The sequence below is a fragment of the Thiohalorhabdus sp. Cl-TMA genome (assembly GCF_041821045.1).
GTDB lineage: Bacteria > Pseudomonadota > Gammaproteobacteria > Thiohalorhabdales > Thiohalorhabdaceae > Thiohalorhabdus > Thiohalorhabdus methylotropha.
In genome coordinates, this window is record NZ_JBGUAW010000009.1 from 73,604 (window position 1) to 96,512 (window position 22,909).

The window sequence follows — 22,909 nt, forward strand, 5'->3', positions numbered from 1 at the left end:
GGGGCGCTCCTGGACGCCCGGGGGCTAGTGGGGTTGGCGGTATTGTAGGCTGGAATGAGCCCGGCACGAACCCCGTCATGATAAAGGCGCGAAGGCATGGGGAACCTGCTTCGATCGCTGTACCAATTCGTCTGGGAGACCGATCCCGGCTCCCGGCGGCCGCGCCGCGCCGCGGTGCGCGTGCTGCGGCTGCTCCATGTGCTGGGGCGGGAGGTGGTATGGGAAGGCCGGATTCCCGACCAGGCCACCAGCCTGGTCTACACCACCCTGCTGGCCCTGGTGCCCCTGCTGGCGGTGGGCTTCTCGGTGCTCAAGGGCTTCGGGCTGCACACGGAGGTCTATCCCCTGCTGGCGGGGGCCTTCGAGCCCCTCGGGGAGGCCGGGACGCGCATGGCGGAACGGCTCATGGGCTTCGTGGAGGACGTGAACGTGGGCGTGCTGGGCGCGGTGGGGGTGGTATTCCTCCTGTATACGGCCATCTCCCTGGCGCAGAAGATCGAGGATGCCCTGAACGAGCTATGGGCGGTGCGCCGCCTGCGGGGCTACGTGCAGCGGATCGTCGGTTACCTGAGCATCATCACCGTGGGCCCGCTCCTGGCGGTGGGCTCTCTGGCCCTGTCCGCCTCGGTGCTGGGCAGCGAGCGGGTTCAGGCCCTCATCGCCATAGGCCCGCTGGGGGCCGTCATCACCTTCTTTCTGACCATCCTTCCCTATCTGCTGGTTATACTGGCCTTTACCTTCGTTTACCTCATCATTCCCAATGCGCGGGTGGAGGTGAAGGCGGCCTTCATCGGCGGGCTGGTGGCCGGGGTCCTCTGGGAGACGGTGGGCTGGATCTTCGGCGCCATGGCCGTGGGGTCCACGCGCTACTCCGCGGTCTATTCCAGCCTGGCCATCCTGGTGGTGTTCATGATCTGGGTATTCCAGAGCTGGCTGATCCTGCTGTTCGGGGCACGCCTGGCCTTCTATGTACAGCATCCCGAATCGCTGCGGCGCTCGGGCAGCACCCGCATAAGCGCCCGCCTCGCGGAGCGGCTGGCGCTGCTCATGATGGCCCGGATCGTCCGGGACTATCTCCAGGGCGAGCGCCTGCCCTGGACCTCCGACCAGCTGGCGGAATGGATGGAGGTGCCGGTGCAGGTGGTGGAGCGCATCGCCGAGGATCTCCGGAAGGCGGGACTCCTGCTCGCCACCGGGGGCGAGCCGCCGGGCCTCGTGCCCGGCCGCAGCCCCGAGCGCATCCCCATGCGCGAGCTCATGGAGGCGGTGCGGTCGGCGGGCGGAAACGAGGTGGTGCCGCCCTACCGCCTCCCCGAGGACGCTCTGGTGGACCGGTACATGAACGCCTGCGAGCAGGCCTGCGAGGAAACCCTCGGGCGGACCACCGTGGTGGACCTGGCAGGCGGGCCGGCCGCCACCTGATCGGCCGCGCCGGACACGGGGAAGGGTATGGCGAACCGCTGGGAGCGGCTTGTCCGCAAGATGAACCGGATCCTCTGGGAGCAGGAGGTGGCGGCCCTGCCCTGGCACCGCCGGGTTCTGGTACGGACGGCGCAGATCCTGCGCGCGCTGGCCATCGACCTCTACGACGGCCGCATGACCCAGCTCACCACCAGCCTGGTCTACACCACGCTGCTCTCCCTGGTGCCCTTGCTGGCCTTCGGCTTTTCGGTGCTCACCGGGCTCGGCATGCAGAACCGCCTGGAGCCGCTGCTGCTGGGCTTCCTCGCACCGCTCGGCTCGGAAAGCCAGGATTTCGCCAATCGCATCCTGGGCTTCGTGGGCCAGATCGAGGTGGGCGTGCTGGGCACGGTGGGGCTGGGCTTCCTGCTTTTCACGGTGGGGTCCCTGATCTACAAGATCGAGACCGGCTTCAATTTCATCTGGGACATCCGGGAGGCCCGGAGCTGGCCGCAGAGCGTAAGCGGCTACCTGAGCGTGATCTTCGGCGGCCCCGTCCTGCTGTTCACCGCCACCGGCATGACCGCCGCCGTCCTGGACTCCCCGCTGTTCCGGGTCGTTTCCGGGCTGGAGCCCCTGGGCACCCTGGTAACTCTGGTCTCCCAGCTGATTCCCTATCTGCTGGTGATCGGGGCCTTCACGCTGTTCTACCTGCTGGTGCCGAACACTCCGGTGCCCCTGGTCAACGCCTTTACCGGCGGCGTGGTGGCCGGACTGCTTTGGCAGCTATCCGGATGGGCCTTCGGCACCTTCGTGGCCACCTCCACCAACTACACCTTCATCTATTCGGGCTTCGCCATCGGCCTGCTGTTCATGATCTGGCTCTACCTGAGCTGGCTGATCCTGCTGGTGGGGGCCCGCATCACTTTCTACTTCCAGCACCCCGAGTACCTGGGCCAGCCCGACCCGGGCACCCCGCTACGCGGTCGGCCCCGTCAGCGCGCCGCGCTAACTGCCATGTTCCTGCTCTGCCGGAGCTTCCAGCGCCGGGAGCCGGCCTGGACCCTGGAACGGCTGGAGGCGCGTCTGGGCATTCCCCGCAATCCACTCAAGGGGGTGCTGGAGGACCTTCACCAGGCGGGCCTGATCGCGCCGACCCGGGACGAGCCCCCCGCCTTCCTGCCCGCCATGGACCCCTACGGCATCACCGTCAAGGCAGTCATGGACGCGGTTTCCCTGTCGCCGGGGAAGCGGGAGCCGCCGCGCTACCGCCTGCGCCCCCACCCGGTGGTGAATCACGTCCTGGAGCGGGCGGATCGGGCCCTGGAGCGTGAGTTCGTGGACACCAGCCTGGGGGCACTGGTGGAGACCGGAGCGGAGGATGGGGACCAGCCCCGGGAGCTCGGGGCTGGCTGAGCCCCTGTCCGCTTCGCCCGACCGGGCCGGACTGATATATTAGAATCTTTAGGTATACTGAAATCGGATAGCCGCGGGCGCGGTCCGCTCGGAGCTCTGCACCGGATCGAATGCCGGCACCGCGCGTTATGAGGAGCCCGATACATGGTCAAGAAGTTCATCGATAAACTGCGGGGCGTGGAGCGGGATGTGATCCAGGGCCCGGAGGACGGCGACGCGCCCTTCTACGCGGCCCAGGGCGACGAGATCGGATTCTTCCGAGCCGCCTATGACCAGCGCTTGCCGGTGATGCTCAAGGGCCCCACGGGCTGCGGCAAGACCCGCTTCCTGGAGCATGTGGCCCACAAGCTCGGCCGGCCGCTGGTCACCGTCTCCTGCCACGAGGACCTCACCAGCTCCGACCTGGTGGGCCGGTTCCTCCTGCAGGGCGAGGAAACCGTGTGGCAGGACGGGCCGCTCACCAAGGCGGTTAAGGAAGGTGCCATCTGTTACCTCGACGAGATCGTCGAGGCGCGCACCGACACCACGGTGGTGATCCACCCGCTCACCGACCATCGCCGCCAGCTGCCCCTGGACAAGAAGGGCCAGATCATCGACGCCCACGAGGACTTCATGCTGGTGATCTCCTACAACCCGGGGTATCAGACCGTGCTCAAGGACCTGAAGCCCTCCACCAAGCAGCGGTTCGTGGGCTACAGCTTCGACTATCCCTCGGAGGCGGTGGAGCGCGAGATCGTGGCCAGGGAGTCCGAGGGCCTGGACGGAGACCTGCTCGAGAAGCTGGTGGCCGCCGGCCGTCAGGCCCGCAACCTCAAGGATCACGGTCTCGACGAGGTGACCTCCACGCGCGCCCTGGTCTACGCCGGACAGCTCATCCAGGCCGGCATGGAGCCCGTGGAAGCCTGCCGCGCCGCCATGGTCGCCCCCATCACCGACGACCCGGAGCTGTCCGAGGCGCTGATGGAGATCGTGCGGGCCCACTTCGGCGCCGAGGCCACGGCGTAACGGCAGGAATCTAACTGCCAAGGATGGCAAAAACAGCAAGATAATGAAGATTCTTAAGGGAAGCGAGGCTGGACGCCTCCGCTTTTGGAGAGAACTTCAGTGGTGCTTTTTGAGTCGTTTTACTTGGCGTCCTTGGCGGTTCAATAATTCGTGAAGAAGCCATGACCGAAAACGAAGCCCTCCTCGAGATCGAGGAGATTCGCCAGCATCTGGAGGGGGTGAGCTTCGTCGCCCACCGCGACTCCACGGAGGTGCTGCCCACCGTCCAGGAGCGCTTCGGCGCCGAGGCGGCCCTGCACTGGCTGGAGCATGCCCGCGACCTGTTCTTTCACGACCGCGAGGCGGGCAAGGCCTTTATCCGCAATACGGAGCAGGCGGTGGCCGCCTGCGGCTGCCTGGACTGGGTGGAGCAGGCGGCGGCGTTTCTGCGCTGGCGGGGCTCCGACAAGGCCCTGGAGGCCTTCATGCCGCAGGTGGGCGAGGTGTACGCCGAGCTCGGTCCCGAAGGCGAGCGGATCTGGTTCGAGATCGGCGTCCGCTGGCTGGAGCGCCACCTGGATTCGGGCACCAGCTATTTCCGCACCCCGTGGCGCGACCTCGCCGGCGGCAAGGGGGCGGCGGGCATGGAGGAGCTCCTCGCGCCCGCCGAGAAGCTGTTCCAGGAGCGCCGGGTGGCGCTCGGCAGCTACATCACCGGCGCCCTGCGGGTGCGCGATCTGGTGGGGCCGGAGGGCCTGGACCAGTGGGCACGGCGCGGCGCCGACATCCTCCAGGCCTCGCGGCAGCGCGGCGAAGCCTACTTCCGGCTGGAGAGCGCCGAGAGCGTCGGGCTGCTGCTGGAGGCGGTGCCCGGCTATCGGGTCCGGGACCACGCCCGGCTGCTGCAGATGCTGCAGACGGCCTGGTTCGGCCGGGCCCACCCCTTCGCGGAGAGCGAGTGGATCCCGGGGGCGGGCCGCCCCCTGGCGGACACCGACGGCGAGGCCATCTACCTGCCTGCGGTCTTTCCGTCCCGCGACGAGGCGCTGCTGGCTGTGCTCCACGTGGCCGGCCATATCGAGCTGGGCACCTACGATCGGGGGGCCATCGAGGCCCTGTTCCGGGAAGCGGGCATGGCCCATCCACCCCTGGAGGACGACCAGCGCATCACCTGGCGGCCCCTCTATGCCGCCTACGGCGACGAGCTGTTCCGCTTTCAGCTGCTGTTCGACCTGTGCGAGGACCTGCGCGTGGATTCGGCCCTAGACCGGGTCCTCCCGGGCCATCTGCGCCGCCTGGAGGCCCTGGCCGGGCGGGGGGAAGCCCCCGAAGGGGCCGCCGCGCCCTACTGGCATCTGGCCCTGGAAAGCGTGCGCGGCGCCCTCGGGACGGCGGAGCTGGACGAGCGCCTGCGGCCGTTGCTGTCGCCGGAGGCGGCCCTGCTCGACGCCTTCCGCGTCGCCAACCGGCTCTATGCGGAGGAGGCCGACCTGCCCACGCCGGATATCGGCGACCGGGACCGCGCCTATCTGCCCGGGCGTGGCCCCAATGCCTCCCGGCCCGTCTATCCCCGCAGTCTCGGTGAGGAGGACGAGGATCCCTCCGCCTCCGACGGGCTGGAGGACAGCCGCGGCGAGGAAAGCGAGCGCCAGGAGGAGCAGGAAGGCGGCGAGACGCAGGAGGACCCGGACTGGTCCATGCCTCCGGAGGAGACCGGGGGCAGCGGTGGCCGCATCGGCGCCGGCATCAATACCGCCACCACGGTCTCCGGCAGGCGACGCCAGCGGCGCGCCGACCAGGTGGGCATCGGCTATCCGGAATGGGACTACCGGGACCAGGACTACAAGCCGGACTGGGCCTGGGTCCAGGAAAAGGCCCTGGCGGAGTCGGATGCCGACGGCGCCGCGGAGCTGCTCGCCGCGCACGGCGATACCCTGACCCGCCTCAAGCGCGCCCTGGAAATGCAGAAGCCTCAGCGTCCGGCGCCGCTACGCCGCCAGCTCGACGGCGAGGAGCTGGACGTGGAGGCGGCCATGGACTTCGTCACCGAAAAGCGGGCCGGCAACGCGCCCGAGCCGTACGTCTACCAGCACCGCGCCCGGGTGGAGCGCGACACGGCGGTGCTGCTGCTGGCCGACCTGTCCACCTCCATCATGGCGCCCTGCCAGTCGGGCGAGGGGCGGGTTGTGGACCGCCTGCGCGCGGGGATGCTGCTGTTCGCCGAGGCGCTGGACGCCCTGGGCGATCCATTCGCACTGGCCGGATTCGCCTCCAAGTACCGGGACGGCGTAAGCTACTACCCCATCAAGGGCTTCGAGGGATCCCTGAACGCCGAGGTCCGCGGCACCATCGCCGGCATCAACGGCCGCCTCGCCACCCGGATGGGGGCCGCAATCCGGCATGCCTGCCGGCGGTTCGCGGGGGTACGCGCCGAACGCCGGCTGCTGCTGCTACTATCCGACGGGCGCCCGGCGGATTATGATGACGGCGGCGATCCCCGCTATCTCCACGAAGATACCCGCATGGCGGTCAAGGAGGCGGCAAGCCAGGGGATTCACCCCTTCTGCCTGACCCTCGACCCCTCGGGGGCCGACTACCTGCCGGCCATATTCGGACCGGGGCATTACCTGGTCGTGGACCGGGTGGACGAGCTGCCGCGCAGGCTGCCGGAGGTCTATCTGCGGCTGCGGGCCGCCTGAGCTGTCCCGGGTCGGCGCCTTGCTGCGCCTGACTCCCCGTCTCGCGGAATTGCAGCGAATGCTTGAACCGGGACACCAAAGCCCCTATATAGAGACCGGTGCCGGCATGCCGTGCCGGCTGTCTTTCGTCTTTGCCCTATGGAGGACTGTAATCCATGCCCACCTACGAATATGCCTGTTCCTCGTGCGGTCACCAGTTGGAAGTGAAACAGCGCATCAGCGAGGATTCCCTCACCGAATGTCCCGAATGCAAGGAGCACGGCCTGCGCAAGCAGCTCAATAACGCCGGCTCCTTCGTGCTCAAGGGCGGTGGCTGGTACAAGGACGGCTATTCCAGCTCGAAGGAGCGGCAGAGCGAATCCTCCTCCAGCGGGAGCAGTACGGGCACGGATTCCTGAATCCGCCCGCCCCGGGGGGCGGCGCTCGCGTACCACGGAGGCGGCCATGGCCACCCGCTGGATGCGCGGACTCCTGGAGCGGATCGGCCGGGAGCCCGATCAGAACAACTTGCAGAAAGCCTTTTTCGACCGCTATACGGGCCGCACCCTGCTCGTGCACGACGGCCTGCCGCAGGGCTGGCTCGGCAAGCTGGTGCACGAGCCCGGCGGGGGCGGCCATTTCCGCATCGACGTGAGCGGTCCGGCGTTCCGGCCGGGCACGCCGATACGCAGGCTGTATCCCGTACAGTGGCTGGTGCGCGAGCATATCCTGCCGCTCGGGCTGCCCCGGCCGGTGCTGGTGAAGGTGGAGGACCGCGACCATCTGCGTGCGCGGCATCTGCGGCGCCATGGCGGCGTCTGTGATCCCGCGGAGGTGGGCATGATCCTGGAGGATATGACCGAGCGGCCCCACGCCCTGCTGTATCCCGAGGAGGGCGGTTTTTCGGTGGATTGGGTCCTGGATCCGGAAGACAATCTAGTGGACACGCCCTACGGGCTCATCTAGCGTAGTAGGGACTGATTTTTTGCGCCTCCGCCCCTGACGGCGGGGGCGCTTTTGGTCTACAGCCCATGCTTCCATCATGGGCTGTAAATGCCCGCTTCCGGTACCCCGAAGGTGTTCCCTTCCCTGGAAATGGCGGTATCCGGGCTTTCATGCCCGCTCCCGGATGTCAGGGAGTCAGGGTGGGCATTGCCCATGACTCCCGGATGCCCGGGACCGAAGGAGTGAATTCTCTGAACGGGACCGCCCGGCCGGCGGCCCCTGCGGTGGTGGGAGCGTTAGCGGATGAGCCTGCTGGCCCTGGTCCTTCTCCCGTTGCTGGGGGCCTTGCTGCCTTTGATCGGCGGGCATCGCCGCCATCGTGCCAACGCAGCCTGGGCGGCCGCGGTCCTGGGGGTCACGCTGGCCATGGTGCTGCCCTACGGTGGCGCAGTGCTCGGTGGCGAGGTGTTCGTGGAGCGCTGGACCTGGCTGCCTTCGGCGGGGCTGGACCTGGCCTTGCGCCTGGATGGACTCAGCCTGTTGTTCGTGTTCCTGGTGCTCGGCATCGGGCTGCTGATCGTCCTCTATTCCTATTACTACCTGCCTGAGCGCGCCCCGCTGCACCGCTTCTATGTGCTCTTCCTGCTGTTCGCGGCGGCCATGCTCGGCTTGGTTCTGTCGGAGAACCTCCTGCTGCTGGTGCTGTTCTGGGAGCTCACCAGCCTCAGCTCCTTCCTGCTGATCGGCTTCTGGAACCTGAACCCCGCTGCCCGCCAGTCGGCGCGCATGGCGCTGGTGGTCACCGGGGGCGGCGGCCTGGCCCTGCTCGCCGGCGTGCTCTTGCTCGGCGAAGTGGCGGGTGGCTACGACCTCACCACGGTGCTGGCGGCGGGGGAGGTGGTGCAGGCGGACTCGGCCTATCCCTGGATCCTGGGCCTGATCCTGCTGGGGGCTTTCACCAAGTCCGCCCAGTTCCCCTTCCACTTCTGGCTTCCCCAGGCCATGTCCGCGCCCACGCCGGTGAGCGCCTACCTCCATTCGGCCACCATGGTGAAGGCCGGCGTCTTCCTGCTAGCCCGCCTTTTCCCCACCCTCGCCGGAACCAATCTGTGGTTCGCTCTGGTGACCGGAGTGGGCCTCCTGACCCTGCTGTTCGGGGCCTTCTTCGCCCTGTTTCGGCACGATTTAAAGGGGCTTCTGGCCTATTCGACCATCAGCCATCTGGGCCTGATCACCATGCTATTCGGCCTGGGTACGCCCCTGGGCGCGGTGGCCGGGGTCTTCCACATAATTAATCACGCCATCTTCAAGGCCTCCTTGTTCATGGCCGCCGGGATCGTCGAGCACGAGACCGAAAGCCGCGACATGCGCCAGCTCAACGGCTTGTTCGGCTACATGCCGCACACCGCCTTGCTGGCCATGGTGGCCGCCGCTGCCATGGCGGGGGTGCCTCTGCTGAACGGTTTCCTGAGCAAGGAGATGTTCTTTGCCGAGACCCTGCACCTCGGGGCGCCGGCAGGGCTGGGTATGCTGCTCCCCGCCGCCGCCGTGCTCTCCGGGGTGTTCGCGCTGGCCTACTCCCTGCGCTTCATCCACGACGTATTCTTCAACGGCGAGCCGGTGGGGCTCACCAAGCAGCCCCACGAACCGCCGCGCTACATGCGGGTGCCCATCGAGGTGCTGGTGGCGCTGTGCTTGCTGGTGGGCATCCTTCCGGGGTGGACTGTGGCCCCGTGGCTGGTCATGGCCGCGGAAGCGGTGGTCCAGGGGCCGCTGCCCTATTTTGACCTGGCCGTCTGGCACGGCTTTACGCCGCCCTTCTTCATGAGCGTGGCCGCCCTGGTGGGCGGAACCCTACTATACGCCGCGCGGTATTGGGCCTATCGCTGGCATGATCGCTTGGTTCCCGTAATCGAACCGATAGTCCGGTACGTGCGCATGGAGGAGCTGGCGGTCGGGCTGGGCGCACGGGCGGGGCGTTGGCTGGAGACCGGTTCCCTGCAGCGCTACCAGTTCCTGCTGGTGGCAACGGTGGTGGCCCTAGCGGCGGCAGGTTGGCTCAATGGCGCACAGCCGTTGGCCCTGCCCGCCCCGGGGGGCGATCCCGGCTCGTCGGTGATCATGATCGCCCTGGGCCTGGCCTTCGGCGCGGGTGCCACGGTGGTCCTGCGGCGGCGCCGCTTCCTGGCGGTGCTTTGGCTGGGCGTAGTGGGTCTGGGCGTGGCCTTGTTCTTCGTCCGCTTTGCCGCGCCGGATCTGGCCCTGACCCTGCTCACGGTGGAATTGGTTACCGGCGTCCTGTTGCTGCTCGCCTTGTATTTCCTTCCCCAGCGCAGCCCGGTGGATTCGGGGGTGCCGCGCCGCTGGCGGGACGCTGTCCTCGCCGGCCTGACAGGAGTGGCGGTGGGCGGGCTGCTATGGCGGGCCCTGGTTGCGGACCCCGCCCGGATCGGCAGGCAGTTCCTGGAGCTTAGCCTCCCGGAAGCGGGCGGCGGAAACGTGGTAAACACCATCCTGGTGGACTTCCGCGGCTTCGACACCCTCGGTGAGATCACCGTGCTGGCCATCGCCGCGGTGGGTATCCTAACCATGCTGCGCGGCTTCTTGATCCCGCCCGGCCCGGAGCTGCGCGGTATGCCTTGGGACAGGGACGCGCACCCCCTGGTGCTGGTGACCATCTCCCGTGCCCTGCTGCCGCTGGCCCTTGTGGTGTCGCTGTTCCTCCTGGTGCGCGGCCACCACGAGCCGGGCGGCGGCTTCGTCGCCGGCCTGGTCACGGGCATCGGCCTGATCCTTCAATACCTGGCCAGCGGCAGCCATTGGGTGCGGAAACGGCTGCACCTCCGCTACCGCCCCCTACTGGCCGTGGGCCTGGGAATCGCCACCGGAACGGGCATGCTGGCCTGGGTATGGGGAGATCCCTTCCTGGCCTCCGCCCATGGCCATTTCCACCTACCCGTGCTCGGTGACATACCCTGGGCCACCACCCTCCTGTTCGACATCGGCGTCTATCTGACCGTGGTGGGAGCGGTGACCCTGATCCTCGCCGAGCTGGGGCGGCTCGGCCAGAAGCTGGATGCGCGGTCCTTCCCGGCGACGGGGGAGGGCGAGAGGCAGAAAGGAGCGGGAAGCGAATGGCCCTGGTAGTGGCGGTGACGGTGGGCTGGCTGACGGCGTGCGGGATCTACCTCCTGCTGCGGGCCCGGACCTTTTCGGTGATCCTGGGCCTGGCCCTCCTGTCCCACGCCGCCAACCTGACCCTGTTCTTCTCGGGAGGCATCCCGGCGGAGGCGTCCCCGCCCCTGATCCACGGGGAAGGGCATGGGGAGGCTTACGCTGATCCCCTGCCGCAGGCCTTGGTTCTCACCGCCATCGTGATCAGTTTCGCCATGACCGCCTTCGCGCTGATCCTGGCCCTGCGCAACCGCCGTGCCCTGAAGAGCGACCACGTGGACGGTCGGCGGGAGCAGCGATGAACGCCCTGGCCGTCATTGCCCCGGTGGTGCTGCCCCTGGTGGTGAGCGCCCTGCAGCTGGCCCTGCGCGGCATGGGGGCGCAGCGGGTCCTGGGGGTCGCCTCCACCCTGGCCCTGAGCCTGCTGGCGGGCTGGCTACTGTACCTTGCCGCCGAGGGTCCCCAGGTGTATCAGGTGGGCGGGTGGAGCCCCCCGCTGGGCATCGTCCTGGTCCTCGATCGCCTGAGCGCCTCGCTGCTGGCGGTGACCGCCCTGATCGCCCTGGGCAGCCTGATCTTCGCCACCGGAGGCACGGACAAGCACAGTCACGCCTTCCATCCCCTGTTCCAGTTCCAGCTGATGGGCCTCAACGGGGCCTTTTTGACCGGCGATCTCTTCAATCTGTTCGTCTTCTTCGAGATCCTGCTGATTGCCTCCTACGGCCTCCTCCTGCACGGCGGCGGAGGGCGCAGGAGCCGGGTGGCCTTCCACTACGTGACGCTCAACCTGACGGCCTCCCTGTTCTTCCTGGTGGGGCTGGCGGTACTCTACGGAGCCGCCGGCACCCTGAACATGGCCGACCTGGCCCGCACCTTGCCCGAGCTGCCGCGGGAATCGGCGGATCTGGCCCGGGCGGGCGGTCTGGTGCTGCTGGGGGTGTTCGCCCTGAAGGCGGCCATCTTCCCGCTCTATATGTGGCTGCCGGCCGCCTACGGGGCCGCCATGGCACCGGTGGCCGCACTGTTCGCGGTGATGACCAAGGTGGGCATCTATGCCGTGCTGCGCCTGGACAGCCTCCTGTTCGGTGCGCTGCCGGGGCCCGGTCTGGAATTCCTGCTGCTCTACGCCGGCCTCGCCACCCTGCTGGTGGGCGCATTGGGGACGTTGGGGGCCGCCCGGCTCAATAACATGGTCAGCTATCTGATGCTGGTGTCCATCGGCACGCTGCTGCTGGGCTTCGGCGCTCGGGAGGGCCAGGGGATGGGCGCCGCGCTGTATTATCTCTTCCATACCACGCTGCTCACCGCGGGCCTCTACCTGCTGGTGGGGGTGATCGCCCGCCAGCGCGCTCCCCTGGGTGACCGCCTCCAGGCCGGTGCCGCGCTCGCCCAGCCCACGGCGCTCGGCCTCCTGTTCTTCATCGGGGCCATCGGCGTGGCGGGGCTGCCGCCGCTCAGCGGCTTCCTCGGCAAGCTGCTGATCCTCCAGGCGTTCCTCACCGAGCCGTTCATGGTCCCGGTTTATTTCGGCGTGCTGTTCGGCGGCTTTATGGTGATCCTGCCCCTGGCGCGGGCCGGGTCCACCCTGTTCTGGAAACAGGGCCTGGATCCGGGGCCGGTGCGGGCCGCCGGCGTACGTACCCTGGGGCCCGCCGCGGCCCTGATCCTCAGCACCTTGGTACTTGCCCTGGGGGCCGGTCCCACCGCCCGGTGGGCCGAGGGAACAGCGGCGGAGATCCGGCAGCCGACCTCCTATATCGAGGCGGTTCTGGGGCCGGAAGCGGACGCGTCCGGCAGGGAGGAGAGGCCATGAGGAGCTTCCTGGGACACTGGGTACCGCGGCCCTGGCTCGCCCTGGTACTGGCGGGGTTCTGGGTATTGCTGAACAATCGGTTGAGTCCGGGGGTGGTCGCCGCCGGTCTGCTGATCGGTCTGCTGGTGGCCGGGTTCACGGACCGGTTCTGGGGGCGGCCCACCGTCGTGCCCCGCCGTCCCCTGCTGGTGCTGCGGTTGCTGGGGCGCCTGCTGGGGGACATCGTGGTGGCCAATCTGTCGGTGGCGGCCCTGATCCTGCGCTGGTGGCGCAGCCCCCGCTCCGCCTTCATCGCCTATCCGCTGCGGCTCAGGGACCCGGTGCCGGTCACCATCCTGTCCAGCCTCATCTCCCTGACCCCGGGGACGGTGACCGTGGATGTGGACCGCGAAGGGGGGCGCCTGTGGATCCATTGCCTGGACCTGCAGGACGAGCAGGCCCTGATCGAGCGCATCCGGCAACGCTATGAGCGGCTTCTCGAGGAGATCTTCCCATGATCCTGCTGTATGCCGGCTGGACCGCCGTGGCCTGCATGGTGCTGGCCATGATCCTGAACCTGTGGCGGATCCTAAAGGGGCCTTCGCTGCCTGACCGGATCCTGGGCCTCGACACCATGTTCATCAACACCATCTCCCTGTTGATCCTGCTGGGCGTCCTGCGGGGCGGCACAGCCTTCTTTGAGGCCTCGCTGCTGATCGCCCTGCTGGGCTTCGTCACTACTATTTCCTTCAGCAAGTACCTGTTGCGCGGGGACATAATCGAATAGGAGAGGGGCATGGTGCTCGAGCTTACCGTGGCGTTCTTTCTCCTGGTCGGCGCGGTATTCGCGCTGATCGGCTCCATCGGCTTGGCCCGGCTGCCCGATTTCTACGCCCGACTGCATGGACCAACCAAGGCCACCACCCTCGGGGTGGGGGGCATGCTGGTGGCCTCCATGATCCATTTCAGCGCAGTCGGGGGGTGGAGCTTTCACGAGCTGCTTGTGATTCTGTTCCTGTTCCTGACCGCCCCGGTGAGCGCCCACCTCATGGCCAAGGCGGCGCTTCACCTGGAAAAGCGGGACAGCGACGAGGAATCAGCGTAGGGCCCTTGGAAGTGAGCCCGGTAAGCTAGGAGGCTCGGGTGGTCGCCGGCTCCTCCGGCGCCTCCTCTTCCTCGGGGGCGGGGATATAGCAGATCACCCGGTCACCCAGACGGGGCTCGCTGGTCCGGTCCGGCGAGTGGAGGATCAGCTCGCCGTTCCGGCGCAGGAGGAGCAGGGTCTCGCTGCCCTCGGGGCAGTAGGGCCCGCGGGGGTTGGATCCGGTGATCCAGTACTGGTCGAAGTGCCAGCCCAGATAGTAGCGCCGGGTCATCTCGTCGTAGGTGGCGTCCATGCTGAAGGCGGTGCGCCCGCGGACCTCCTGGCTGAACTCCGGGGTATCCTCCTCGGTGCCTTTGCTGGCGGGCAGCTGGAAGACGTGGCGCCGCCCCAGCTCGTGCGCGAAGCGGGTGCAGACCAGGGCGTTGTAGGCGGGGTTGTCGGTGGCCGCCAGGAGGTTGCCGATGCCTGCCAGGTCCAGCTGCTGGCGGCCCAGCTCGGACAGGATCTCGCCCACATGGGTGGGCACGCCTACGGCCTGCGCGGCGTGGAGCCGGTGGGCGGAGGAGTCGGCGAGGATCACGCGGACGCCCTCCTCGTGGAGCCGCTGCGCCAGCTGGATGGACCAGGGGCTGGCGCCCACTAGCAGCAGACCGTTGGGGCTGGCCGCGGTGAGGCCGAGCTTCCGGGCCAGGGGCCGGATGGTCAGGCCGTGGAGGAGGACCGTGATCAGGATGATGGCGAAGACCAGCGGGAAGATGAGGTTGGCCTGCTCGTAGCCGGCCCGCGCCAGGTTCTGGCCGAGAATCCCCGCCATGGCCGCCGCCACCACGCCCCGCGGGGCGATCCACGCCAGGAGCAGGCGCTCCCGGAGGCGGATGCTGGAGCCGAGCGTGGACAGCATCACCGCCGCCGGGCGCACGGCGAACAGCACCACGCCGACGAAGGCGGCGCTGCGCCAGTCCAGCTGGGCCAGGGTCTCGGGCTCGATGTCGGCGGTGAGGACCACGAAGAGCAGCGTGATCAGGAATACGACGATGTTTTCCTTGAAGCGCCGCAGGTCCAGGGCATCGGCCAGCTCCATGTTGCCCATGACCAGGCCCATGGCCGTGGCCGCCAGCAGCCCCGCCTCGTGGAGCATGGAGTTGGCCAGCACGTAGACCAGCATGACGAAGGCCAGGAGCCCCGGGGCCTTGAGGAACTCGGGGACCAGCCCGGTGCGGAACAGTCGGCCCAGGGCCCAGCCCACGACGCCGCCGAGCAGGGAGGCGAAGATCAGCGCGCCCAGCAGCTGGAAGGTGAGGTCCCACAGCGTTCCCTGGCCGGTCCCGCTGCCCAGGGCGTACTCGAAGCTCAGAATGGCCAGCAGGGCGCCCAGGGGGTCGTTGATGATCCCTTCCCACTTGAACAGGGAAGCGGGCCGAGGCGAGAGCTTGGCATGGCGCAGCAGCGGTCCGACCACCGTGGGGCCCGTGACCACCAGGATGGCGCCCAGGGTGATGGCGAGCGGCCAGGCCAGCTCGGCGATGTAATGGGCGGCCAGGGAGGCGAAGATCCAGCCCAGCACCACGCCCAGGGAGATGAGCCGCAGGACGCCGCGCGCCACCCCCTCGATCTCCGATCGCTTGAGGCTGAAGCCGCCCTCGAACAGGATAATGGCCACCGCCAGCCCCACGAGCGTGTGATAGAGGGGCCCGAAGTCCGCGGTGGGGTTGAGCACGCCGAGCCCGGGGCCCAGCGTGATGCCGCAGACGGCGAGCAGGACGATGGCGGGGAAGCCGAAGCGCCACGCCACCCACTGCGCGAAAATGCCGAGGACCACGGCCAGGGTGATTCCGACTTCGAGGGTAGGGACCATGCGGTCCGCCTCCTGCTGCTTGGGGCCCGGAAAGCGCCTTCCCGCACAGGCCCGTGTTGAACTGCCGGCAGATAGCCTGGGGGCATTCCGGGGCCGGGCGGCCCGCGCCGAACCCCCAGCGCTAGCGGGGCGAACCATCGCCGAGAAAAAGAGCGGGCAACTATAACAACCTCGAAGTACGAAGGGCACCGGTTTCGATCGCATAAGGAATATCCCGGATGCCATGGACAGTCGCCACGGATGGCGGCGGACAATTCCCGGGGAAAATGCCCCTTCCGGACACCGTGTCCTTGGACTCCGGGGGCCCGTTCACGGGAAACTATGGGCCGGCCACGATTTCCACGCCCCGAGTCGCGGGGCAGTATAGGGGTCCTCCCATGCCGAATAGCCCCTTTCCCCGGTGCTCCCGGGCATGAGCACGGATTTCGCCCAGGCCCATGCCCTGTGGATCACGCTGGTGGGCGGGGCGGTGGTGCTGTCCACGCTGCTCAAGTCCCTGCTCGGCCGAGCCGGCATCCCGCCGCTCATCGGCTACCTGCTGCTGGGCTTCCTCCTGAGTCTCGTCGATTCCCGCTGGGGCGTGGTGACGGAGCCGGTGCGCCACGCCTTCGCCTTCCTCGCCGACGTGGGGATCATCGCCCTGCTGTTCCGGGTGGGGCTGGACAGCCATCCGGGCAAGCTGGTGGCCAAGCTGCCCCGGGCCAGCATCATCTGGGCCGGAGACATAGCCCTATCGGCCCTGACCGGATTTGCCGCCGCCTTCTGGGTGCTGGATCTGGCCCTGATCCCATCGCTGGTCCTGGCCGCCGCCCTGACCGCCACGAGCCTCGGGGTGGCCGTGCCGCCCTGGCAGGAGGCCCGGGCCCTGAACAGCGCCACGGGACAGCTGCTGGTGGACGTGGGCGAGCTGGACGACCTGTCCGGTGTGGCGTTCATGGCCCTGCTCCTGGTGATGGTGCCCATGCTCCATAACGGCGGCACGGTCTCCGCCGGCATCATCGGCGGAGCGGTGGCGCTGTTCGTCGCAAAGCTCGTCGCCTTCGCCGGGTTCTGCTACCTGTTCGCCCGCTACGCGGAGGCGCCCCTGACCCGCGAAGCGGCACGCCTGGAGCCGGCCCCCGGACGCATGCTCACGGTGGCGGGCGTGGGCCTGCTGATCGCCGCCCTGGGCGGCTGGCTGGGCTTCTCTCTGGCCATCGGAGCCCTGTTCGCCGGGCTCACCTTCAGCCGCGATCCCGCCGCGGTGCGTACGGAGGCCAATTTCGAGGACCTCTACGAGTTCTTCGTGCCCTTTTTCTTCATCGGCATCGGGCTGGAGATGGAGCCCGCCTCCCTGGCGGAGGGGGCCGGAATCGGCGGACTGCTGCTGCTCACCACGGTGCTGGCGAAGGTGGCCGGGGCCGGTCTGCCGGCCTGGCTGGTCGCCGGGACGGGCGGCGCCGCGCTGATCGGGGTCAGCATGGTGCCCCGCGCCGAGATCACCATGGTCATCCTGGACCAGGGCCGGCAGCTCGGAGACTGGGCCGTGCCGCCCGCCGTCTATGCCGCAGGTGTGGTGGTGACCGCCGGTACCTGCCTGATCACGCCGCTGGCCCTGCGGCCGCTCCTGCAACGCCTGCAGCCGGAGAAGGAGGAGGCATGATCCGCGATTTTCTCACCGGAATGGGCTTCATGGCGGAGGGCTTCCGGATCGTCGCCCGGCCCGGTATGCGGCGCTACGCAGCCGCCCCGGTACTGGTCAGCCTGGTGGTCTTCCTGGGGCTGGCGGCGCTGCTCGGCTGGGGCTTCGATACCTGGATGGCCGCCCTGCTGCCGGCCGGATGGGATTGGCTGGAGTGGCTGCTATGGCCGCTGTTCGCCGTGGCCATCATTCTGGTGTGGGTATTCACCTACATCCATCTCACCAACCTCATTGGCGCCCCCTTCAACGACCTGCTCGCCGAGCGGGTCCTTGCCGAAACGCGCGGCACGCCGCATCCCGAAGGGAACTGGTCGCAGCTGCTCCGGGACGGGGCCCGGGCGGCGGCCAACACGGTGGCGGTGCTGGTCTACTCCCTGCGCTGGGCGATCCCCCTGCTGGTGCTGACCCTCATCCCCGGCCTCAATCTGGTGGCGCCCGCGCTCTGGCTCGTCTTCAACGCCTGGCTGCTGGCCCTGGAATACGCCGATTATCCCCTGGGGGCGCGGGGACTGGCCTTCCGGGAGCAGCGCGCCCTGGTGGCCCGCGAGCGGCCCGCCGCCCTCGGCTTCGGGCTGGCGGCGCTGGTTGCCACCAGCATCCCCGTGGTGAACCTGGTCGCCATGCCGGCGGCGGTGGCCGGCGCCACGCGGCTGTTCGCCGAGCGCGTCGGAACTTCCGCCGCCCCGGAGGTATCCCAGGAGCCGGACGCTTAACCGCCGTCGCCCTCCTTGCCGGTTCCGCCCCGCGGGGGTTAAAAACGGGGGAGGGCGTTCGCCCTTCATCCATTTCGCCAGGAGGTTCCGCATCATGGACGAAAGCCGCAAAGATCCCAGCCTGCCCCAGGTCGTCGGCAGCGTGCTGGCGGCCATGTTCGGCGTTCAGAGCCGCCGCAACCAGGAGCGCGATTTCGGCAGCAGCAGCGCCACGCCCTATATCCTCACGGGCCTGATCATGACCCTGCTCTTCGTGCTGGGGATCTGGGGCCTGGTACAGCTGATTCTGGGCCTGGCCGCCTGAGGCGTCCTGGCGCCCTATCGGTCCGCCTTCTCCCTCCCCGGCCCGGCCGCTCCGTAGCCGCGGAATCCGCGCAGGATCCAGAAATGATAGGTATCGGTCTCCTCGGCGCTGCGCCGGATGGTGACCGTGCCTACCGCCCTTCGCTCCTCGAAATAGGGCGCCAGCGCTTTCCCCGCCCCGGCGTCCCCGGTTACCAGCAGGAAATCCGCCCACCAGCGGCCCCGGATATCGGTGGTCAGGGCATAGTGGTTGTCGATGTCACCGCCGGGATTCCAGAAGCCGTAGCGCTCCGGCGGCGGACGGAGGTGGAACAGCAGCTCGGCCAGCACGAAGCGGTCCGCCGCCAGCAGCCGCGCCCCGGGGTGGCGCTGACGGGTCCGGTCCACCGCCGCGGCGAGCTGGTCCCAGCCCCGGATGCGGGCCCGGGGGTCGAGACGGTGGGGGATCTCTTGCACCCCCATGGCGCGGGCAATGTCCTGGTAGTGGTAGAGGGACAGGCCGAGCAGGACGTTGACGGCCAGGCCCACCGCCAGCAGGCGGGGCCGGCGCTGCAGCAGCCAGCCCACCACCAGGATGGTTCCGGACAGGTAGATCGGCGCCGCCCAGTTGGCGTGGGCCTCCGCGAGCAAGCTCTGCAGGCCGATGACCGCGAGCAGGGGCACGGTGAAGGCGAGCAGGATGCGCTCCGGCTCCCGCCGGTACACGCCGTCCCGGCCGGCGATCAGCACCGCGAGCACCCCCATGAGCACCGGCCCGAAAACCCCGAACTGGGCGCCCAGGAAGGCGGCGAGGTGGTCCGGATGGAACAGGGCCTCGTCCAGCTGCGAGATCTCCGCGGTATGGAGGAAGGAGATGAAGCCGTTGCCGACGTTCCAGAGCAGGTTGGGCAGGAACAGGAGGAAGCCCGTCAGCGCGGCCAGGTAGGGGCCGGGGCGCGCCAGATGGGGCCGCAGGGGGCGAGCGGCGAGCAGGTAGAGGGCGGCGCTGGCGGCGAAGGCCACCATGGTGTACTTGCTGAGCAGGCCCAGCCCCAGGGCCGCGCCCACGCCCAGCCAGTGGCGATAGCGGCCGCTTTCCAGGGCGCGCAGGAAGAACCAGAGCCCCGCCGCCCAGAAGAACAGCAGCGGCACGTCGGTGTTGATGACCATGGAGCCGAAGAAGATGCCCGGGAGGGTGGCGAAAGCCATTCCCGCGACCAGGGCGGTCCGGGGGCCGTACAGGCGGTTGGCCACGGCGAACAGGATCAGGCTGGTGGCCGGGTAGAGCACCAGGGAGGCCGCCTTCACGCCGATGGCCGTATTGCCCGCCAGCGCCGTAGTCGCGGCGATCAGCCAGGCCACCATGGGCGGTTTGGAGTAGTAGCCCCAGTCGGGGTTCCAGGACCACGTGAAGTAGTAGGCCTCGTCGCCGTACAGGCCCAGGTCCAGGCTCAGGAGGACCGCGAGCCGATAGGCGGTTAGGCCGACGAGGAAGAGGGTCAGCAGGGCCAGCGCGGAGCGGGTGCTCAGGACCAGGGCGGGCCGGGACAGGGTCGATTCCATCATCCTTTCCGGGTAGCACGGGCCGAAAAGCCCGGCCAATTGGGGTCCGCCCTTTCCGGCGACGGGTCCGTCCGCGCTATCCGCGTCTTGCGGCTACCCGGAGACCGGACCGGCCACTACGCTCCGGGGGGCGTCCCGGGCGAAGCCGCGCAGGTTGGCAATGGTCACGTCCAGGATGCGCTGCAGGGCCTCGCGGGTATCGAAGGCCGAGTGGGGGGTGATGAAGACATTGCGCATGCGCAGCAGCACGTGGTCCGCAAGCAGGGTGCGGTAGTCGTATTCCCGCTGGAACAGGGAGCGGAGAACCTCGGACTCCTCCCGGATCACCGGCTCCTCGGGCAGGACGTCCAGGCCTGCCGCCCGCACCTTGCCCGACGCCAGCGCCTGCAGCAGGGCGTGCACGTCCACCAGACCGCCCCGCGCGGTGTTGATGAGCACAACCCCGTCCTTCATGCATGCGAAGGCCCGCTCGCCGATCAGTCCGTGCGTTTCCGGCGTTTCCGGGACATGAAGGCTCACCACGTCGGCGTGTGCGAGCAGTGCGTCCAGATCGCGGTAGGCAAAGCCCAGCCGTTCGGCGGCCTCCGGGTCCGGGTATTTGTCGTAGGCCAGCCGCTCCATGCCGAAGCCCCGCGCGATCTCCAGCACATGGCGGCCGATGGCGCCGGTGCCTACCACCCCCAGGGTCCGGCCGCGCAGGTCGAACCCTTCCAGCCCTTCGGGCGAGAAGTCGCCCCGCCGGGTGCGGTCGATGGCCTCGGTGAGGTTGTGGCTGATGGTCAGAAGGAGGCCGAAGACGTGCTCGGCCACGGTATTCTCGCCATAGCTCGGCACGTTGCAGACGGTGATTCCCCGCTCCCGGCACGCGGCCAAGTCGATGTGGTCATGGCCGGTGGAGCGCGTGGTCACCACACGCAGGCGGGGGAGGGCGGCGAGCACCCCGGGGCCAATCTCCGAGTAGATGAAGGTGCAGACGGCTTCCGCGTCGGCGTGCTCGGCCGCGTTGGCGGCTTCAAGGGGCTCGCGGTGATAGGTGATCCAGTGCTCGGATTCCAGCTCTGCCAGGGCCTCGGCCTCCCAGGACTCCACCTCGAATACGGCGATCCGCATGACCCCCCTCCGGCTTCCCGAGCACTGCGGCATTGGCTGGGAACAGCGTACCGCCAAGGAGCGATGAGGCCTATTGGGGACAGGGGGCGGAGTACGACGGGTGGTCCCGAAGGCTCGGGCTCCGCTTCAGGTCAGTGCCGCGAGCAAGGCGTCGGTCCGGTCGGTTCGCTCCCAGGGGAAGAGCGGGTCGGGGCGCCCGAAGTGGCCGAAGCGGGCGGTCTCGGTGTAGCGGGGGCGCTGCAGGTCCAGGGTGTCGATGCAGCCACGGGGGGTGAAATCGAATACCGCGCGCAGCACCGTGCCGAGGTGCTCGTCCGCCACGCTGCCGGTGCCGAAGGTGTCCACCGCCACCATGACGGGCTCCGCCACGCCGATGGCGTAGGCCAGGCGCACCTCCGCGCGGCGCGCCACGCCGGCGGCCACCAGGTTCTTGGCGGCATAGCGGGCCATGTAGGCGGCGGAGCGGTCCACCTTGGTGGGGTCCTTGCCGGAGAAGCCGCCCCCGCCGTGCGGCCGCTGGGGTCCGTAGGTGTCCTGGATGATCTTGCGGCCCGTAACTCCGGCATCCCCCTTGGGCCCGCCGATGACGAAGCGACCCGTGGGATTGATCAGGAGGCGGTCGGCGGGCGGTAGCCAGCCCGCGGGCAGTACCGGCCGCAATAGCTCCTCCACCACCGCCTCGCGCTCCTCGGCGGGATTCGCCTCGGGTCCGTGCTGCAGGGAGACCACCACCTTATCGAGACCCACGGGGCGGTCGTCCCGGTAGCGCACCGAGAGCTGGCACTTGCCGTCGGGCCGCAGCCAGGGCAGCCGCTCCTCCCGGCGGGCATCGGCCTGACGCGCCATGATGCGGTGGGCGTAATGCTGTGCAGCCGGCATCAGGGTGTCCGTCTCGTCGCAGGCATAGCCCACCATGATGCCCTGGTCCCCGGCACCGAGCTCCCCGCCTTCCCGGTCCACGCCCCGGGCGATGTCGGGACTCTGGGCCTCGATGGCGTCCACCACCCCGACACCCTCCGCGCTGAAGCCCAGCCCCTCGCGGTCGTAGCCGATCTCGCCGACCACTTCCCGGACCCAGGCGGCGAAGTCGGTCCGGGCGTCGGCGGTCACCTCGCCGAGCAGGACGACGAGTCCGGTCTTCACCGCGGTCTCCACGGCCACCCGGGCATGCGGGTCCTGCGCCAGCAGGCGGTCGAGGAGGCGGTCGGAGACCTGGTCGCAGACCTTGTCGGGGTGGCCCATGGCCACGGATTCGGCGGTGTATACGGATTCCATGCGCTGCTCCGGGAGAAGGGAATCCTCAGAATAGGTGCGCAGCGGCGGGCTGTCCATGCGTGGAAGGCGCCATTCCCGCCGCTGGATCAAGGTCGTGGTGGGGGAAGGGTTCCGGCAATCCGCCCGATCGGGGACAATGAAGGTCCGGAGCTTTCGCGGCCGTTTCCGGGCAAGGGTCCGCGCCGCGGCCGCCGCCCGGCGAGTGCCCACGAGGATCAGGGAGAATAGGATGCTTCCCGTCTGGATTTTCCGCCATGTGGCCCACGAAGGGCCCGGCTATTTCGCCGATTTCCTCCGCGCCCGGGGCCTCCCCTTCGAGGTGGTGGCCGTGGACGCCGGGGAGCCGGTGCCGTCCCGCCCCGACGGGGCCAGCGGGCTCGTCTTCATGGGCGGACCCATGAGCGTCAACGATCCGCTGCCCTGGGTTCCCGCGGAGGTGGACCTGATCCGCCAGGCCCATGCCCGGGGCATGCCGGTGCTGGGCCATTGCCTGGGCGGACAGCTCATCGCCCGGGCCATGGGCAGCACGGTGGGTCCCGGGGAGGCGCCGGAGATCGGCTGGTTCCCGGTGGACCGGGTGCCCGGGGAGGCCGCGGATTCCTGGCTGCGGGATCTGCCCGGGCGGTTCGAGGTGTTCCACTGGCACGGCGAGCGGTTCGGGCTGCCCGCGGGCGCCAGTCCCCTGCTGACCAACGGGCATACGCCTTCGCAGGGATTTGTCTCCGGAAATTGTTTGGCCCTACAGTGCCATGTGGAAATGAAGCCGGATCTGGTGCGCGACTGGGCGGAGATCAACGCCGCCCAATTGGCCGAGCCCCGGCCGTCCACCGTGCAGGGCCGGGAGGAGCTCACCGATGGTCTGGAGGAGCGCTGCCGGAGCCTGCACAAGGTGGCCGATCAGCTCTATGGGCGCTGGGTCGAAGGCCTGTCCTAGG

At 68.8% G+C, this 22,909-nt stretch carries 20 protein-coding genes; 16 read left to right on the top strand and 4 right to left on the bottom strand.

Translation table 11 applies throughout. From position 1 onward, the window contains the following. Positions 1-96 precede the first annotated feature (96 nt). From ACERLL_RS13680 to ACERLL_RS13735, 12 genes are all read left to right on the top strand, one after another. A complete protein-coding gene (locus tag ACERLL_RS13680) occupies positions 97-1,422 on the top strand; it encodes a YhjD/YihY/BrkB family envelope integrity protein (RefSeq protein ID WP_373656661.1) in 1,326 nt (441 codons plus the stop codon). A 27-nt stretch (positions 1,423-1,449) separates the two neighbouring features. Then, on the top strand, positions 1,450-2,817 hold the full coding sequence (locus ACERLL_RS13685) for a YhjD/YihY/BrkB family envelope integrity protein (protein ID WP_373656662.1): 1,368 nt from the start codon (positions 1,450-1,452) through the stop codon (positions 2,815-2,817). Between the two features lie 144 nt (positions 2,818-2,961). Then, entirely contained in the window at positions 2,962-3,822 is an 861-nt protein-coding gene (locus ACERLL_RS13690) for a CbbQ/NirQ/NorQ/GpvN family protein (protein WP_373656663.1), read from the top strand. Between the two features lie 161 nt (positions 3,823-3,983). Next, entirely contained in the window at positions 3,984-6,500 is a 2,517-nt protein-coding gene (locus ACERLL_RS13695) for a nitric oxide reductase activation protein NorD (RefSeq protein WP_373656664.1), read from the top strand. A 155-nt stretch (positions 6,501-6,655) separates the two neighbouring features. Continuing rightward, positions 6,656-6,898, top strand: coding sequence for an FmdB family zinc ribbon protein (locus ACERLL_RS13700; protein WP_373656665.1), 243 nt, complete (start codon positions 6,656-6,658; stop codon positions 6,896-6,898). A 46-nt stretch (positions 6,899-6,944) separates the two neighbouring features. Beyond that, on the top strand, positions 6,945-7,445 hold the full coding sequence (locus tag ACERLL_RS13705) for a hypothetical protein (RefSeq protein ID WP_373656666.1): 501 nt from the start codon (positions 6,945-6,947) through the stop codon (positions 7,443-7,445). A gap of 282 nt (positions 7,446-7,727) precedes the next feature. Then, positions 7,728-10,571 carry a monovalent cation/H+ antiporter subunit A gene (locus tag ACERLL_RS13710; RefSeq protein ID WP_373656667.1) on the top strand — a complete coding sequence of 948 codons (2,844 nt, stop codon included), beginning with the start codon at positions 7,728-7,730 and terminating at the stop codon, positions 10,569-10,571. Then, complete coding sequence (locus ACERLL_RS13715) at positions 10,559-10,900, top strand: Na+/H+ antiporter subunit C (RefSeq protein WP_373656668.1); 342 nt, start codon at positions 10,559-10,561, stop codon at positions 10,898-10,900. The genes ACERLL_RS13710 and ACERLL_RS13715 overlap by 13 nt, the downstream gene beginning before the upstream one ends. After that, positions 10,897-12,411, top strand: coding sequence for a monovalent cation/H+ antiporter subunit D (locus ACERLL_RS13720; protein WP_373656669.1), 1,515 nt, complete (start codon positions 10,897-10,899; stop codon positions 12,409-12,411). Before ACERLL_RS13715 ends, ACERLL_RS13720 begins: the two co-directional genes overlap by 4 nt. Next, complete coding sequence (locus ACERLL_RS13725) at positions 12,408-12,908, top strand: Na+/H+ antiporter subunit E (RefSeq protein ID WP_373656670.1); 501 nt, start codon at positions 12,408-12,410, stop codon at positions 12,906-12,908. The genes ACERLL_RS13720 and ACERLL_RS13725 overlap by 4 nt, the downstream gene beginning before the upstream one ends. Further along, positions 12,905-13,177: a K+/H+ antiporter subunit F gene (locus ACERLL_RS13730; protein WP_373656671.1), complete on the top strand. Its 273-nt coding sequence runs from the start codon at positions 12,905-12,907 to the stop codon at positions 13,175-13,177. Before ACERLL_RS13725 ends, ACERLL_RS13730 begins: the two co-directional genes overlap by 4 nt. A gap of 9 nt (positions 13,178-13,186) precedes the next feature. Beyond that, complete coding sequence (locus tag ACERLL_RS13735) at positions 13,187-13,495, top strand: Na+/H+ antiporter subunit G (protein WP_373656672.1); 309 nt, start codon at positions 13,187-13,189, stop codon at positions 13,493-13,495. A gap of 25 nt (positions 13,496-13,520) precedes the next feature. On the opposite strand, the gene ACERLL_RS13740 is transcribed toward ACERLL_RS13735, so the two are convergent. Next, positions 13,521-15,350, bottom strand: coding sequence for a cation:proton antiporter (locus ACERLL_RS13740; protein ID WP_373656673.1), 1,830 nt, complete (start codon positions 15,348-15,350; stop codon positions 13,521-13,523). Positions 15,351-15,762: 412 nt separating this feature from the next. On the opposite strand from ACERLL_RS13740, the gene ACERLL_RS13745 reads away from it, so the two are divergent. The 3 genes from ACERLL_RS13745 to ACERLL_RS13755 all read left to right on the top strand — a co-directional run bounded on the left by ACERLL_RS13745 (position 15,763) and on the right by ACERLL_RS13755 (position 18,048). Then, positions 15,763-16,992 (top strand): cation:proton antiporter, encoded by a 1,230-nt coding sequence (locus ACERLL_RS13745; protein WP_373656674.1) that lies wholly within the window; start codon positions 15,763-15,765, stop codon positions 16,990-16,992. Further along, a complete protein-coding gene (gene cysZ, locus ACERLL_RS13750; RefSeq protein WP_373656675.1) occupies positions 16,989-17,744 on the top strand; it encodes a sulfate transporter CysZ in 756 nt (251 codons plus the stop codon). Before ACERLL_RS13745 ends, cysZ begins: the two co-directional genes overlap by 4 nt. 94 nt (positions 17,745-17,838) lie before the next feature. Beyond that, positions 17,839-18,048 carry a DUF2970 domain-containing protein gene (locus ACERLL_RS13755; RefSeq protein WP_373656676.1) on the top strand — a complete coding sequence of 70 codons (210 nt, stop codon included), beginning with the start codon at positions 17,839-17,841 and terminating at the stop codon, positions 18,046-18,048. A 14-nt stretch (positions 18,049-18,062) separates the two neighbouring features. Here the strand turns inward: ACERLL_RS13755 and ACERLL_RS13760 are convergent, their stop codons facing one another. From ACERLL_RS13760 to metK, 3 genes are all read right to left on the bottom strand, one after another. Then, the gene (locus ACERLL_RS13760; protein WP_373656677.1) at positions 18,063-19,589 is read right to left on the bottom strand and encodes a glycosyltransferase family 39 protein; all 1,527 of its coding nucleotides are present in this window, start codon (positions 19,587-19,589) and stop codon (positions 18,063-18,065) included. Between the two features lie 93 nt (positions 19,590-19,682). After that, positions 19,683-20,699, bottom strand: a complete 1,017-nt coding sequence (locus tag ACERLL_RS13765) for a hydroxyacid dehydrogenase (RefSeq protein ID WP_373656678.1) — start codon at positions 20,697-20,699, stop codon at positions 19,683-19,685. Between the two features lie 126 nt (positions 20,700-20,825). Then, a complete protein-coding gene (gene metK / locus ACERLL_RS13770) occupies positions 20,826-21,974 on the bottom strand; it encodes a methionine adenosyltransferase (RefSeq protein ID WP_373656679.1) in 1,149 nt (382 codons plus the stop codon). 229 nt (positions 21,975-22,203) lie between these two features. Between metK and ACERLL_RS13775 the strand changes: the two genes are divergently transcribed. Then, positions 22,204-22,908 (top strand): type 1 glutamine amidotransferase, encoded by a 705-nt coding sequence (locus tag ACERLL_RS13775; RefSeq protein ID WP_373656680.1) that lies wholly within the window; start codon positions 22,204-22,206, stop codon positions 22,906-22,908. Position 22,909: the final 1 nt, after the last annotated feature.